The organism is Muribaculum gordoncarteri, assembly GCF_004803695.1.
Taxonomy (GTDB): Bacteria; Bacteroidota; Bacteroidia; order Bacteroidales; family Muribaculaceae; genus Muribaculum; species Muribaculum gordoncarteri.
In genome coordinates this window covers 2,061,938-2,076,342 of the sequence record NZ_CP039393.1, presented here as the reverse complement: position 1 = coordinate 2,076,342, position 14,405 = coordinate 2,061,938, and the positions used below count along the sequence as shown (strand labels likewise).

Annotated in this window: 8 protein-coding genes and 2 pseudogenes; 8 read left to right on the top strand and 2 right to left on the bottom strand. The window is 44.2% G+C overall.

Features of this window, described 5'->3' with window-relative positions:
• The first annotated feature begins 334 nt into the window (after positions 1-334).
• Positions 335-1,960, top strand: a complete 1,626-nt coding sequence (mobV, locus tag E7746_RS09195) for a MobV family relaxase (protein ID WP_136410605.1) — start codon at positions 335-337, stop codon at positions 1,958-1,960.
• 82 nt (positions 1,961-2,042) lie between these two features.
• On the opposite strand, the gene E7746_RS09190 is transcribed toward mobV, so the two are convergent.
• Entirely contained in the window at positions 2,043-4,130 is a 2,088-nt protein-coding gene (locus tag E7746_RS09190; protein WP_136410604.1) for a TonB-dependent receptor, read from the bottom strand.
• A gap of 604 nt (positions 4,131-4,734) precedes the next feature.
• On the opposite strand from E7746_RS09190, the gene mobA reads away from it, so the two are divergent.
• The 7 genes and pseudogenes from mobA to E7746_RS09155 all read left to right on the top strand — a co-directional run bounded on the left by mobA (position 4,735) and on the right by E7746_RS09155 (position 13,202).
• Complete coding sequence (gene mobA, locus E7746_RS09180) at positions 4,735-5,169, top strand: conjugal transfer protein MobA (RefSeq protein ID WP_121737300.1); 435 nt, start codon at positions 4,735-4,737, stop codon at positions 5,167-5,169.
• A 258-nt stretch (positions 5,170-5,427) separates the two neighbouring features.
• Positions 5,428-5,997, top strand: a complete 570-nt coding sequence (locus tag E7746_RS09175; protein WP_027201740.1) for a Crp/Fnr family transcriptional regulator — start codon at positions 5,428-5,430, stop codon at positions 5,995-5,997.
• Between the two features lie 105 nt (positions 5,998-6,102).
• Positions 6,103-6,951 (top strand): hypothetical protein, encoded by an 849-nt coding sequence (locus E7746_RS09170; RefSeq protein WP_027201741.1) that lies wholly within the window; start codon positions 6,103-6,105, stop codon positions 6,949-6,951.
• A 28-nt stretch (positions 6,952-6,979) separates the two neighbouring features.
• Positions 6,980-9,271 (top strand): TonB-dependent receptor domain-containing protein, encoded by a 2,292-nt coding sequence (locus E7746_RS09165; RefSeq protein WP_034502598.1) that lies wholly within the window; start codon positions 6,980-6,982, stop codon positions 9,269-9,271.
• Between the two features lie 120 nt (positions 9,272-9,391).
• Positions 9,392-9,538 carry a hypothetical protein gene (locus tag E7746_RS15130; RefSeq protein WP_157517392.1) on the top strand — a complete coding sequence of 49 codons (147 nt, stop codon included), beginning with the start codon at positions 9,392-9,394 and terminating at the stop codon, positions 9,536-9,538.
• Between the two features lie 39 nt (positions 9,539-9,577).
• Positions 9,578-11,887 (top strand): annotated as a pseudogene (locus tag E7746_RS09160) (hybrid sensor histidine kinase/response regulator).
• Positions 11,880-13,202 carry a sigma-54-dependent transcriptional regulator gene (locus E7746_RS09155; RefSeq protein ID WP_027201744.1) on the top strand — a complete coding sequence of 441 codons (1,323 nt, stop codon included), beginning with the start codon at positions 11,880-11,882 and terminating at the stop codon, positions 13,200-13,202. Before E7746_RS09160 ends, E7746_RS09155 begins: the two are co-directional and overlap by 8 nt.
• A 65-nt stretch (positions 13,203-13,267) precedes the next feature.
• Here E7746_RS09155 and E7746_RS09150 read toward each other — a convergent pair.
• Positions 13,268-14,354: pseudogene (locus tag E7746_RS09150) on the bottom strand (tyrosine-type recombinase/integrase).
• Positions 14,355-14,405: the final 51 nt, after the last annotated feature.

The following is a 14,405-nucleotide window of genomic DNA, read 5'->3' as shown; positions in this document are numbered from 1 at the left end:
TATGCCAAAATGCCGAAAGTGCCAGGGGGTAAATCCAAAACTGAAATCCCGTGAAACATTCTTTTTTCATTGAAGAAACCATTGCATTCAGTGCAGTGGTTATAGCGGTGCATCACTGCTATGGCAGTGCAGTACCATCCGTGCAGTGGCGGCACGGAAATTACGCCATCCGGAAATTCCTTAGCATATTAGGGAATTTTCCGAGCCGCATATCGTTCCGATACGCTGAAAATGTCCCCAATATGCCAAAGAGGTCAACCCCTTTGGAAACCCCGGAACGGCTTAACAGAAAGCCGTACACTCCGATTGCTCCGCAACTTAAACTCGTCCGCCTATGAGCTACGCAGTGTTACACATCATCAAGGCGAACTCGTCACTGAACTCGATAGCCAAGCATATCGAGCGCACCGCCCATCCCGAAAACGCGGACCTGGCGAGGACGCATCTCAACCGCTACAATCTGGTCGAATATCCCGACGGGATAACCGGGCTTGCGGCGGCTGTCGAACACCGTATATCCAATGCAGGGATTACCCGCAAAATCTCCGACAGGCAGGTTCGGTGCCTCAACTTGGTTATGACCTCCGACAACGAAGGTATGCAGAAAATCATCGACAGCGGCAAGCTCGACGAGTGGATTGCCGACAACATAAAGTGGGCGCGCGACACATTCGGCGGCGACAATGTTGTCGGAGCCGCACTGCACATGGACGAGCGCACTCCGCATCTTCACATCGCCGTCGTTCCGATAGTGACCGCCGAGAGAAAGAAGAAAGCGAGGGAGGCGACAGCAAAGAAGCGTTACCGCACAAAAGCCGCCAACCGTCCGAGGCTGTGCGCCGACGACATAATGGAGCGCGGAAAGATGAGCCGCTATCAGGACATCTATGCCGAGGCTATGGCGAAATACGGTCTGGAGCGTGGTATCCGTGGTTCCGAGGCGCGCCACATCGGGCAGCACGAATATTACCGCGACTGCATGGTGAAGAAGAAAGGTCTTGAAGAAGACATCGGCAATCTCTCCATTGAGAAAAGAAAGCTCGACAAAGAGAAAAAATCTCTTGAGAGCAAGGTGGAGAGCCTTGAGTGCCGGACAACCGCCCTTGACACCCGGAAGAAAATGCTCACGCAGGTCAACGAGGAAATACGGCAGCAGAACAACGAACTTTATTCCGAAAACACTCGGTTGACCGAGGCTAATTCTTCTCTCGCCGCCGAAAACAAATCGCTTGCCGACACCAACGCTGGACTGTCGGAGGAATCCGTCAGACTTGCGGAGCAACGGAAAGGACTTGCAGAGGATACCGACAGGCTGACCGCCGAGAAAAAGGCATACGAGGCACAGACTGATGAGGCGAGAAAAGAAGCCCGAAACGCCATCCGTGAGCGCGACGAGGCGAAAGCCGAGCGGGATGCGCAACGCAAGGAACTCGGCAGCAACATCGCCAATATATTCACCGGGAGCAAGACCAAGAGACTTGAAGCCGAGATTGTCAGAAAGGATAATGAAATCAGCGAGATGAAAGACCGTGCAGAGGCGCGGGAGCGGGATTTACACCGTGAGATATCCAATCTATCGGATAGCCTGAGACGGCAGAAAGAACATGAGGCAGACACCGTCCGCAGCTATGAATGGAAGATTGGTAACTTCGTCAAGTTCTTTCCCGATGCGGTTGCCATGCTTCCGGCGATAGAGGAATGTCAGGACGTGGGATTGAATGACAACTCCATAAAGGGGCTTCTCTCAATGAATGAATATGTCTTAAAGTCAGGCACGACACTCTATTATCCGTTCCAGCGGAGAGAGGTGGACGCTTCGGGGGCAAAGGTACAAATCAAGCGAGACCCCACGGACAACAAATTCCATCTCCATGTCAATGGCACCCGGATATTCCAATGGCTCAAAGACCAATGGCAACGGCTGACACAGACCATAAAGCGAGGCTTCGGAATAAGATAAACAACCGTACACATTACAAGAGCCACTGAGAACAGTCAAATTTTCTCAGTGGCTCTATAATGGTTAATTCAAATCAGCTCCTTCATTTAAGAATTGCACTCTGTCCAGTACCAGAGCCACTGACTTCATTACCCCGTTGTATCTTTTTACCGTATCCGAAAGTATAAGTTACAGAGAATTGGAAACGCATATGCTGCGCTGTTCCATATGTGCGTCTGTCAAACTGATAGTATTGGCTGGTTAGTGTCTCACGGGATGATTCCCAGCTTGAACGAAGAAAATTGTAAGCTGTCGCAGATGCTCTCCAAGCCCCTTTGCCATATCCAATTTGAAGCTGGTATCGTGATGGTGTCCTATCCTTTATTCCGGATGTCTGGCTGAGGTCTTTCCGTGGAGTGGTATACCATCCAAAAAGGTAAAAATTGCCGAAATACCATGTGAGTTGTGCCGTGCATTGTAGTCCGTCCATCTTTTGCGCGTATTCGCCTGTCGTGGAATAGTGCGTGTACATGGGACTAACCCGTGCAATTAGTTTGCCTCCGAGAAATTTAGCAGTGGCGTTTGCCGTTACCGTAGTCCAGCTGAAATTACCATCGTTGAGATATTGCCGCAACATCGTGCCATTCGGAGCTGTGGGAGTATAAATAGAGGTTACACGGTTGTCTGCTATGAAATAAGCCCCATTCAGAGAAAGTTGCCATTTATTGTTCGGAAGCCATGTATATGTAGCATCGGCCCTATGATTCCAATAGTTGTCAAGTCCGGGAGTTCCGGCATACCACATCAATTCATCCTGCTGAAGCATATTAGGGCTCTTTTGGTAAGTATCGGGAACCTGCTTGCCAAAAGCGTATGTGATTTCAACCTGATTCTTATCGTTGGGAGAATATGTGCCGAAAACGTTTCCTTGTGGATAATTGTCTTTTATTCGTGTGCCTGATAGATCTACGTCAGCATATACCCAGCCCACAAGACCGCCCGCAGACCATTGGCTTTGCTGATAAGTGTATTTCACGCCTGCCATATATCCCCAGATGTCGTAATCCTGATGCGACGGCGAATTCCCAAAATAATTTATTTTGGTTGTCGAATATTCAGCGTGCATATACGGCATCAAACTGTTATGATTATTGGGATTCCATACGAGGCATGGCGTGGCACTCACATAGTGCATATCCTCTTTCGCATCATTGATAATACGGAAATCATTGTCTGTGTAATCCGAATTTGATGTGTTATGGTCGTAATTATAACGTGATTCTATGTTCATACCCAATTTCTCGCCGAAGGAGCGATAAATCTCAAAATTATAATTAAGACTGAAGTTATTGCTTGAGGCGACTGACTTAGCTGTCGAACCGGGTAAGAAATCATTTGCATATGTCAGTGATGTTGTGGCATCATTACGCGGTATAGAGGTGAATGCCAACGACAGCGTATTGGAGATTTGTGTCTTGTCTGTATTATATAATGCACGAAACGTTATGTCATTGCTATTGTTTCGGTAACGGAGAGCAGCGGGAATGGAAACTCTCTCAACGGTCTGCGGCCCCTTACCATATAAATCCGGGAAACGAAAAGTTTCGGTTGACTGTGTCCCTGTGTGTCGGTTTGTCAGATAAATTTCATCCGCATAGAGGTCAAAGGTCATTCGCTTGTAGGAAAATTTTGAATAAACCGAGGCCTCCGAGCGATTGACGCCAAACCATTTGTCTGCACTAAGTTTTGTATAGCCACCCCATTCATATTTCTGCATTACGAAATTTATGACATATTGCGCCCCTCTGAATCGCGGGTCAGTGGGATAAATGAGATATTCGACCTTCTTTACATCAGTTGTGCGCATTCCGCTCAAATCTTGAGCAGAGGCAGCGACATAGTCTATAAATATTGAAACGGCCTGACCCGAAACAGTCTTTACATTTTGACTTGCAGGGTCAACATTGAGCTGGGGTATTGCCATCTGACTCAACAGCGATATAGCATCCGAAGCTGTATTCTTTTGCCGCGACATCGGAATGTAAGTGGAAGATGTTGATGAAGTCCGCTGATTAGAAGCCTCCACAACGACCTCATTAAGTTCTTTTCCCTCTATGCTATCCGGAATTTCTGTTTGAGAATATCCCAAAAGAGGAATAAGAAACAACGAAGATAGTATTACTTTACGCATAATCATTCGGTTAATAATTTACCCTACAAGAAGCGTGAGCAACTATGTCACGTCTTGATAGGAGGCCCTGAGAAAGCCTGTGAGCAGATATAACAGTAGCAGCCCACGCTATATGCGTGAGAACCACTATGCTTTCTCTGCTCGGTTGAAAGTTTCTCAGGTTTCCTACCATAAGATAAACATAATGCTTCGTTTCCAAAATGTAGTGGAATGACCTGTGTCAATCCGACTGCAAAATTAGCGATTTTTTCTCAATGAACAGCCGTTCAGAGCCTCAAATCTACTGCGACTATGAGAAAAAGAATCGAATTAAATATAACTAACAACCCTTAAATATCCCAAAATCGGACATCCGTTTTTTGATTTCTCCAACTAATTAGTACACCACGAGTACACCATCAATTTTGTATAACACTGTATATCAGCACAGTTATAAACAATAAAATTAGATAAGGTATATTTTCAGTTACCCGAATAATTCTAAGTAACTGAAAATGCCTTCACCGCCGTGGGCAGAATTATCCTCCGCAGTCGGATAATTTCGGGGTTCTTTAATCAAAGATTAAGCAATAGACAAGCCATAAAATTAAAAGAATTAAGAAGTATGAAAAAGAAGACTAAGTACGGGAGAAATCCCAAGTTGAACCCGAAGACGCACTGCGTGATGGTGCGCTTCGACGATGTGGAATGGAACAGGTTCCTGACGATGTACGAGGAATCGAACGTGTATGCGAAAGCAGTCTTTCTAAAAGCGCACTTCTTCGGACAGAAGTTCAAGGTGCTGAAGGTGGACAAGACGATGCTGGACTACTACACCAAGCTGTCGGATTTCCATGTCCAGTTCCGCTGCATAGGCACGAACTACAATCAGGTCGTTAAAGAGCTGCGCATCCACTTTTCGGAGAAAAAGGCGATGGTGTTGCTCTACAAGCTGGAGAAGTGTACCATCGACCTCGTGAAACTGAGCCGGGAGATTGTGGAGCTTTCGAGGGAGATGGAGGCTAAGTGGCAACAAAGATGGGACGATTCCATGGCATAATGCTCCTTTGATAAGCAGTCCGGCAAGTGAACGAATTCCCACGGGCAATTTCATTGCCGACCATGTCACAATCGTGCGTCCGGGGCTGTATGTCAAGGATGAGAACCGACCGATAGGAATGAAAATGTAAAATTTTAATAGTCCCAAGAAGCCATTTAGAGTGAATTGTAGTCTGAATGGCTTCATTTACATGTTATGTTATAGATAGTTTGAAATAAAATCACTACCTTTGCAAATAGATGTCATACAGACTATTATATGGATAAATTCAATCTCTATATAGATAAAATTGATTTGAACTTTTGGCGCGAACTATGCACCAAAGAGGGTAAGTTACGCTCATACAAAAAAGGTGAATATTTTCTTCATCGTGGAGAAACCACAAAATGTGTATGGGGATTCATTAAACACGGATATTTCAAGTATTCTGTGATAGACTCAGAGGGTAATATTCATATTACCGGATTTTCATTTTGTGATACTCCGATAGGTGATTATTCAAGTCTGGTGATGAATACTCCTGTTGCAGCAGATATTATAGCGGCAAAGGATTCTGAAGTTTATGTATGTAACCGAAACATTGTGGATGAACTATTCGAGAAAGAACCTAAGCTGCATAGTGCTATATCGGACGGATTTTTCATTCAGGCATACGATAGTTTTCTGAATATGTATCGTCTGTCTGCAAAGGAACATTATATCCATTTATTAAGGTGTTGCCCTGATATACTGCAAAACATCACACTTAAAGAATTGGCATCTTATCTGCAAATAACGCCAACATATCTTAGCCGTATTCGCAAGGAGATTACTTTTGGAGAGAAATAGCATCTCCGAAAAAATACCCTTCTGTGCAACTCTCAACTTAGTTTGAGAGTTGTTTCGTTTAATGCCCGTAACTTTGCACTGATTATAACAACCAAAAAAAGTAATATGAACCAACTTAAATTCTGGCATATAGCATTGCTGCTAAGCATATGGTCACTGACAAGTTGCAGTGATGATAATAACGAAAATGAAGCGATTACTCCGTTCTGTCTTGGAGATACTTACTATGAGGTAAGATTAGGACAAGAAACTAACAGCATCTACATAACAAATGGTAGTGGGGATATTAGTTTGGCGATAGAAGATGAAAATATTTTGCAAGCCACTTATAATGGCAAGTTATATGCAGACAAGCCGGGAGGTGTTGTCTCTTTGTTCGGAAAACAGAAAGGAAGTACCATGCTGTCCATTATAGACAATGTGACAGGAGATAAAGAAACTATTGAAGTGAAAGTAACAGATTGCTACCTTGCATACGTTATCAATGACAGCAACTACCCGATATTGCCGGCAGGCACCACACTCTTTTTAGTGAACAATCAAGCTCAGGACTACTATCTGTTCGACCAAGATAACATATATAACAAGCCTATACTAAAAGACAGCGGTTACGAGTTCTTCATCACGCAGAATGCCGACACAGGTGCGGCACCCACTAAATACGCTATTCCCAACTTACGCTTATACAAACACAATCCCGCTGATGCTGGAACTACTGCGTCGAAGTTCTATGATTTCCAAATAGAACTGTATGGCGAAGAAGCCAGTTCTTCGTACGTGCTACAAGTCATTCAAGCCTACTTAGGCGTCGATTGGGAAAGGCTTATAAACAATGCTTTGACCAAATCACCTGCTCCCATAGATATGACTATGATATTGACCGTTCCTGATACAGACTATCGAATAAGAGGAATAATAAGCTTTGTATCCATTCCGAAATACATATTGGATTGATAGATTTCTTGTAATCAACTGAATTCGTATGATGCAGTTACGCAAAATTAAAGTACTTACATTTTTCTTCCTATCGTTCGTTTGCTCCCAAACGACTGTTTATGGGCAAATGATTAGCGGTAAAATAATAGATGCCGAACAACTACCGATAGACGGAGCGACTATTATTCTGCAAGCGATGGATTCGACCTATATAGCCGCATCCATCTCTAATACTGACGGTATATTCGTTTTTAATAGCCAACAGGAAGAATACCGTTTGATAATACAACACATTTTATATGAAACCAAACAAATGGCAGGTAAGGGAAATGATGTCGGAACTATTCAACTTCAACCTAAAGACTATGCTTTGGATGAAATTATTATAAAGGCAGAACGTCCTTTTGTTAAAGTGAAGAATGGACTTTTAGGGTATAATCTTGCTGTCCTTACCCAAAATCAACTTGTAAACAATGCTTATGAAGCATTGACAAAGATACCGGGAGTACAAGAAGAGAGAGGAATACTGACTTTGGCAGGAGCCGGGAAACTGACGATTATTCTAAATGGCAAACCAACAACAATGGATGCCGGACAACTTGAAACGATTTTGCGCAATACTCCGGTTAATCGTGTGGAAAAAGTGGAAGTGATGTACAGTGCGCCTCCTGAATATCATGTACGGGGCGCGGCTATTAATGTTGTTTTAAAGCGTTCAAACGACTACTCTTTTCAGGGTGAGATAAGTGCTGACTATAAAAACCAATACTTCAATGACGGGGGAATGAACGGGAACTTTCGGTTGTCAACTCCTAAAATGGCTTTTGATGTAATGTATGGAGTAAATAACGTAAAAAAAATGGAGTACATAGACCTTGATTCCAAGCATACGCTAAAAGAAGAACTCCATTCTATCACACAAAATGAACAGTTGCGCAGCAAGTATTGGAAGCATGACCTTAGAGCCGCTTTTGAATATAATTTCAACGATAAAAACAATATCAATATTGCCTACACAGGTAGTTATACCCCTGACCAATATAATAACAGCCGGACATCAGGCAATTACCAAACCGGTAATGTTGATAAATATATTGACAATCAAATGCACAATGTCACATTGCAATATCATTCAGGATTCGGTCTTGAAATAGGAGGTGACTATACCTATTATACTTCCAATAATAATCAATGTTTACATACTGATTATCAAAATGGAAATCAGAGTAGTTTCTCTATGGTTGGCGGACAAAAGATAGACCGCTATTCTATTTATGTAGACGGGAAACACTCTTTATCCAAAGGATGGAATTTGGGTTATGGAGTTTCCTATCGATTTGCCAAAGATCTTGATTTCCAAACTTACGATAAAGTGACAGGTGACATTCAAACACAAAATACATATTCCAATCTGAGAGAACAAACTGCCAGTTTTTATGTGTCGTTGAGCAAAAACTATGCAACAGGTACATCTTTATCCGTTTCTGCTACAGGAGAGTATTATACGATTGGCAATTATCATAAATGGGCAGTCTTTCCACAAGCATCATTGACCTATTTTAAAACACCGGAACATCTGTTTCAATTGTCATTATCTACGGATAAAACCTATCCAAGTTATTGGGATATGCAGTCTTCCGTCAGTTATCTTAATGGATATACAGAATTGTGGGGTACACCGAATTTGAAGCCGATGACGAATTATAATCTGAATGGAAGTTATATCTTCATGAAGAAGTATATTTTCAGTCTGTTTTTCACGCATACATCGGATTATTTCACACAAGCCGCCTATCAATCTACCGACAGGCTGGCACTGATCTATAAAAATACAAACTGGAACTATATGCAGCTATGGGGAGCAAATATCATAGTACCCTTTAAAGCAGGAAACTGGCTGGATTCCCGATTCTCCTTAGTCGGAATGCAAATGCACCAACGCTGTGATGATTTTTTCGACATTCCTTTCAATCGGAGGAAATGGGTATTTAGCGGCACATTGGATAACACGTTTAAAGTAAACAAGAATTTATCTTTCGAGTTGATAGGGAATGTACAGACTCCTGTCATACAAGGGACATTTGATATAGAATCTATTTTTAATCTCACTGCCGGATTAAAATGGAATTTTGCAAATGACAAATTGAGTTTATCAGCCCGTTGCAATGACATATTTGATACAGGAATGCCTGCAACAAAAGTCCGCTTTAAGGGGCAACACTTGGATATGAACAGCGGATTTTATTCACGTTCATTTACTTTGCATTTCAGTTATTGTTTTGGCGGATATAAGAAAAAGGAGATAAAAGGAATAGATACATCAAGATTCAGATACTAATTCAAAAATGATATGAGGACATTGTTGCTAACTCTGAGTGTTTTATGCTTATACTCATGCTCATATAAAACTTCTCTGATTACCTATCGAAATGGATATGTATTTAACACCCAGGGTAAAATGATTGGAAACTATTCCAATGGCTATATTTTCACCGAAAATAAAATACTCATAGGATATTACTTCAATGGATATATTTGTGATGATAATCACAATATTATAGGAAACTATGCAAATGGATTTGCAAAAATTGGAAAAACAAAATAATTAATTTTTTTCTGTCAATATCATAGATGTAAACATACAGTGAAACATCTTCAGAAAGCGGTCGCTTTCGGCTATACACTTATTGCATTGTTAATCGGATGTATTGCCTACACTTGGCATCATGAATGGCAGGAAGTGGAAGCATTGGAGGTTGGCAATCGACGTATAAATGAATTCAGGAAGGATGTAAACCGTATTCATATCCGACTGATAGAGTTCTCTTTGTTGGGAGAAACTATATTGGATTGGGACGAAACAGATTTGGAGAATTACCATGCCCAACGTATTGCATTGGACAGTATATTATGCAGTTTCAATGTAACTCACAAAATTGAGCGTGTTGACAGCGTGCGCAGTCTTTTGGAGTATAAGGAACGGCAGATATTCCAGATTGTCCGGTTAATGGATGAGCAACAATCCATCAACAGGAAGATAGCCAGCCAAGAACCGGTGATTGTGCAGAAGATTGTGCAGGAACAGCCCAAGAAACCGAAGCGCAAAGGATTCTTGGGCATATTCGGTAAAAAAGAGAAAACGAAGCCATTGACAACAACGACTACGCTTCGTTCTCCCGATAGAAACATGGTCAGCGAACAGAAAGCACAAAGCCGTCGGTTGTCGGAACAAGCCGACAGTCTTGCGGCTCGTAATGCCGAACTTAACAGACAACTGCGAGGATTGATTTGCCAAATCGAAAAGAAGGTACAATCTGATTTACAAAGCAGGGAAGCCGAGATAACCGCCATGCGTGAAAAATCATTTATGCAGATAGGCGGCTTGATGGGATTTGTCCTTTTGCTGTTGGTCATTTCTTATATCATCATACACCATGATGCAAAGAGCATCAAACGATACAAACGCCAGACAACGGATTTGATAGGGCAATTGGAACAGTCCGTGCAACAAAATGAGGTACTCATAACCTCCCGAAAGAAAGCGGTATATACTATTACCCACGAGTTGCGTACACCGCTGACGGCAATAACAGGCTATGCCGAACTGTTGCAAAAAGAGTGCAGCAATGGGAACAATGTGCATTTCCTTCAAAGCATACAACAATCCTCCGACCGTATGCGGGCTATGCTCAACACTCTGCTGGACTTCTTCCGCTTGGATAACGGCAAGGAACAGCCCAAAATGCAACCTTGCAGAATTTCAGCAATCACGCACATCCTTGAAACGGAGTTCATGTCCGTTGCCATGAACAAGGGACTGTCCTTGACCATGAAGAACGGGAATGATGCTGTTGTATTGACCGACAAAGAGCGAATAGTTCAAATCGGTAACAACCTGCTGTCAAACGCCATCAAGTTCACAGAGAAAGGTGGTGTGTCACTGACTTCCGACTATACCAACGGAGTGTTGACACTGACCGTCGAGGACACCGGTACGGGCATGACCGAAGAGGAACAGCACCATGTGTTCGACGCATTTGAACGCCTCTCAAATGCCGCCGCAAAGGACGGTTTCGGACTTGGACTTGCCATCGTTCATAATATCGTGACGATGCTTCATGGAAAAATCAGACTGAACAGTGAAAAAGGGAAAGGAAGCCGTTTCATGGTGGAAATACCGATGCAAAAAGCTGATGATGTGCCGGAGCAAGTAATACAGACGTATATTCACAGAAAAGACAGAAACCTCAATGTCATCGCCATCGACAATGACGAGGTGTTGCTCCTGATGCAGAAAGAGATGTACGCCCAAGAGGGAATACACTGCGATACTTGCACCGATGCGGCGGAACTGATGGAGATGCTACGCCGGAAAGAATATAATCTGCTGCTGACAGATTTGAATATGCCCGGTATAAACGGTTTCGAGTTGCTGGAACTTCTGCGTTCGTCCAACGTGGGCAATTCATAGATAATCCCCGTGGTCGTGGCAACCGCTTCGGGCAGTTGCGATGCGGAGGAACTTTTGGCAAAAGGCTTTGCCGGATGCCTGTTCAAGCCGTTCTCCATATCGGAGCTGATGGAGGTCTCGGACAAGTGCGGCATAAAAGAAACTCTGGACGGAAAGCCGGACTTATCCACCTTGCTGTCATACGGCAATGAGGCCGTCATGCTGGAGAAACTGATAACGGAAACTGAAAAGGAAATGCGCTTGATGCAGGATGCGGCAACGCGAAACGACCTGCAAGAACTTGATGCCTTGACACACCACTTGCGTAGCTCGTGGGAGGTACTCCGTGCCGACCAACCGCTGAGGGAACTTTACGGATTGCTTCATGGAAAGGCTATACCGGAAGAAAGTGAGTTAAGCCATGCTGTTACCGCAGTATTGAATAAGGGCGCGGAAATAATCCGGCTGGCAAAAGAGGAAAGGAGAAAATACGAAAATGGATAAGACCAGAATAATCGTGGTGGAGGACAACATCGTGTATTGCGAATATGTCTGCAACCTGCTGGCACGGGAGGGCTACCATACCGTGAAAGCTTACCACCTATCGACAGCGAAGAAACATCTGCAACAGGCAACGGATAATGACATAGTAGTTGCCGACCTGCGCCTGCCTGACGGCAACGGTATAGACATGCTGCGTTGGATGCGCAAGGAAGGAAAGATGCAGCCGTTCATCATCATGACCGACTATGCCGAAGTACATACTGCCGTGGAGAGCATGAAACTCGGTTCGATAGACTATATACCTAAAAAACTGATAGAGGACAAACTCATTCCACTTCTCCGTTCCATACAGAAGGAGCGTCAGATGGGACACCGCCGTATGCCCGTGTTCGTCCGTGAAGGTTCCGCCTTTCAGAAAATCATGCATCGCATAAGGTTGGTAGCCGCTACCGATATGAGTGTGATGATATTCGGAGAGAACGGCACGGGCAAGGAGCATATCGCCCATTACCTACACGACAAGAGCAAACGTGCGGGCAAACCCTTCGTGGCGGTTGACTGCGGTTCACTCTCAAAAGAACTTGCGCCGTCGGCATTCTTCGGACACGTCAAGGGAGCGTTTACAGGTGCAGACAGCACCAAGAAAGGGTATTTCCATGAAGCGGAAGGTGGCACGTTGTTTCTGGACGAGGTGGGCAACCTCGCGTTGGAAACCCAACAGATGTTGCTCCGTGCCATACAAGAGAGACGTTATCGCCCGGTCGGTGACAATTCGGACAGAAGTTTCAATGTCCGCATCATCGCCGCCACCAACGAGGATCTGGAGGCGGCAGTGAGTGAAAAGCGTTTCCGGCAGGATTTACTCTACCGTCTGCACGACTTCGTGATAAGCGTGCCGTCGTTGCGTGACTGTCAGGAAGACATTATGCCGTTGGCAGAGTTCTTCCGTGAGATTGCCAACAAGGAACTGGAGTGTAATGTGGGCGGATTCAGTCCCGAAGCCCGTAAAGCATTGCTGATCCACACATGGCCGGGCAACGTGCGGGAACTTCGGCAGAAAATCATGGGTGCGGTATTGCAGGCGCAAGAAGGTGTTGTAACGAAAGAGCATCTGGAACTTGCCGTGACGAAACCGACCTCACCCGTCAGTTTCGCCCTGCGCAATGATGCAGAGGATAAGGAACGGATAATGCGTGCGTTGAAACAAGCGAACGGCAATCGGAGCCTTGCCGCCGAACTGTTGGGAATAAGCAGGTCGGCACTATACAGTAAACTTGAAGAGTATGGACTTAAATATAAATTCAAGCAACCATAGCCGATTTTATTGAATTTGACTATCTGCAAAGGTTTATTATTCAAAAAATAATATTACCTTTGCATTTAGGAAAAGCGTTCTTTTGAATTACTGCAAAACGAAGTGAAACACAGAATTTCGCTGGTTTCTAAATCGTTACCTGTCAAGCTGCAAAAATTTGCAAGTGCTTGAATTTTAGCAAGAAAGAAAATTTGATATGTCTTCTCACATGGAAAGTGATGCGTCGGGTTAATCCCGCGGACTTTATCCACTCTTTCAGAGGATGGTTGACCATGTGGCGTTTCAGACCATTGAAAACAAGGCCTTCTGAACGCTCTCCGCACAGAGCCAGTGTTTCATCACTGATTGGGAGATTCGTTTCTTCTTCCGTTTTCTCGGTGCAGAGACGGATTAGATAGCCTCCGTCCTGACCCATCTGGATATGTTTCCATGAGAGTTGCAGGATGTCGCTGATTCGTAGCCCTGTCATGCAACTGAACAGCACAGCTTGTTTGAGTACGGGTATCTTGCAGGGAGTGGCGACAAGCTGCTTGACTTCTGCGAGTGTAAGAAACTCCTTCTTGACCTCCTTCCACTCAATCTTTTCCAGAAAGTCATTGAGATTTTCGCGGATATATTTCTCCTGATAGGTGATTTTCAGCAGAGCGCGGAATGTTGACCAGTAGCCCGCAGCAGAATTGTGGGATATTGGCCCTTTGCCATTGTTGCGCTGACGCTGGGCGGAGAGAAGATATGTGCGGAAGCCATTGCAGAAATCCACAGTAAGGTCGCCGAAAGTGCATTTGCCCTTACAATAGATAGTGAAATGGCGCAGAAGCAATCCCATTTCTGATATTTCTGACGGCACTTCTGCTTGAAGTAGGCGAGGAAGTCCATACGCAGTTTCTCCTTGTCGAGAAAATCAAACTGCTCGTTGAGCAACTGCTCGAAGCGACGGCAACGGATAGCCTCCGCCTTTTCCATCATGGAGGCGTTGAACTCTCGTTCACGGGCATTTGCCGGATGCCCCTAGAGATATATTCCCAGACCCTCACGGCGGCTGAGCCTGTTGGTGTGAGGATTTCGGATTGGGGGATAGAAGTCGAGGTAGAGCGATATGCGGTCGCCCGATATTTCCTTTTTACGAAGGAAAACTTTAGTGCAGGTATTCATTGTATCTTGAAAGAGTTAAAAGTTTGACGCAAAGTTCGGTAGTGTTTGCAT

What these genes read in the sequence shown, in the direction of transcription:
- E7746_RS09155 (WP_027201744.1), top strand. Translation starts at nt 11,880, where the DNA reads ATGGATAAGACCAGAATAATCGTGGTGGAGGACAACATCGTGTATTGC.
- E7746_RS09190 (WP_136410604.1), bottom strand. Translation starts at nt 4,130, where the DNA reads ATGCGTAAAGTAATACTATCTTCGTTGTTTCTTATTCCTCTTTTGGGA.
- E7746_RS15130 (WP_157517392.1), top strand. Translation starts at nt 9,392, where the DNA reads ATGATTGGAAACTATTCCAATGGCTATATTTTCACCGAAAATAAAATA.
- E7746_RS09170 (WP_027201741.1), top strand. Translation starts at nt 6,103, where the DNA reads ATGAACCAACTTAAATTCTGGCATATAGCATTGCTGCTAAGCATATGG.
- mobV (WP_136410605.1), top strand. Translation starts at nt 335, where the DNA reads ATGAGCTACGCAGTGTTACACATCATCAAGGCGAACTCGTCACTGAAC.
- E7746_RS09165 (WP_034502598.1), top strand. Translation starts at nt 6,980, where the DNA reads ATGATGCAGTTACGCAAAATTAAAGTACTTACATTTTTCTTCCTATCG.
- E7746_RS09175 (WP_027201740.1), top strand. Translation starts at nt 5,428, where the DNA reads ATGGATAAATTCAATCTCTATATAGATAAAATTGATTTGAACTTTTGG.
- mobA (WP_121737300.1), top strand. Translation starts at nt 4,735, where the DNA reads ATGAAAAAGAAGACTAAGTACGGGAGAAATCCCAAGTTGAACCCGAAG.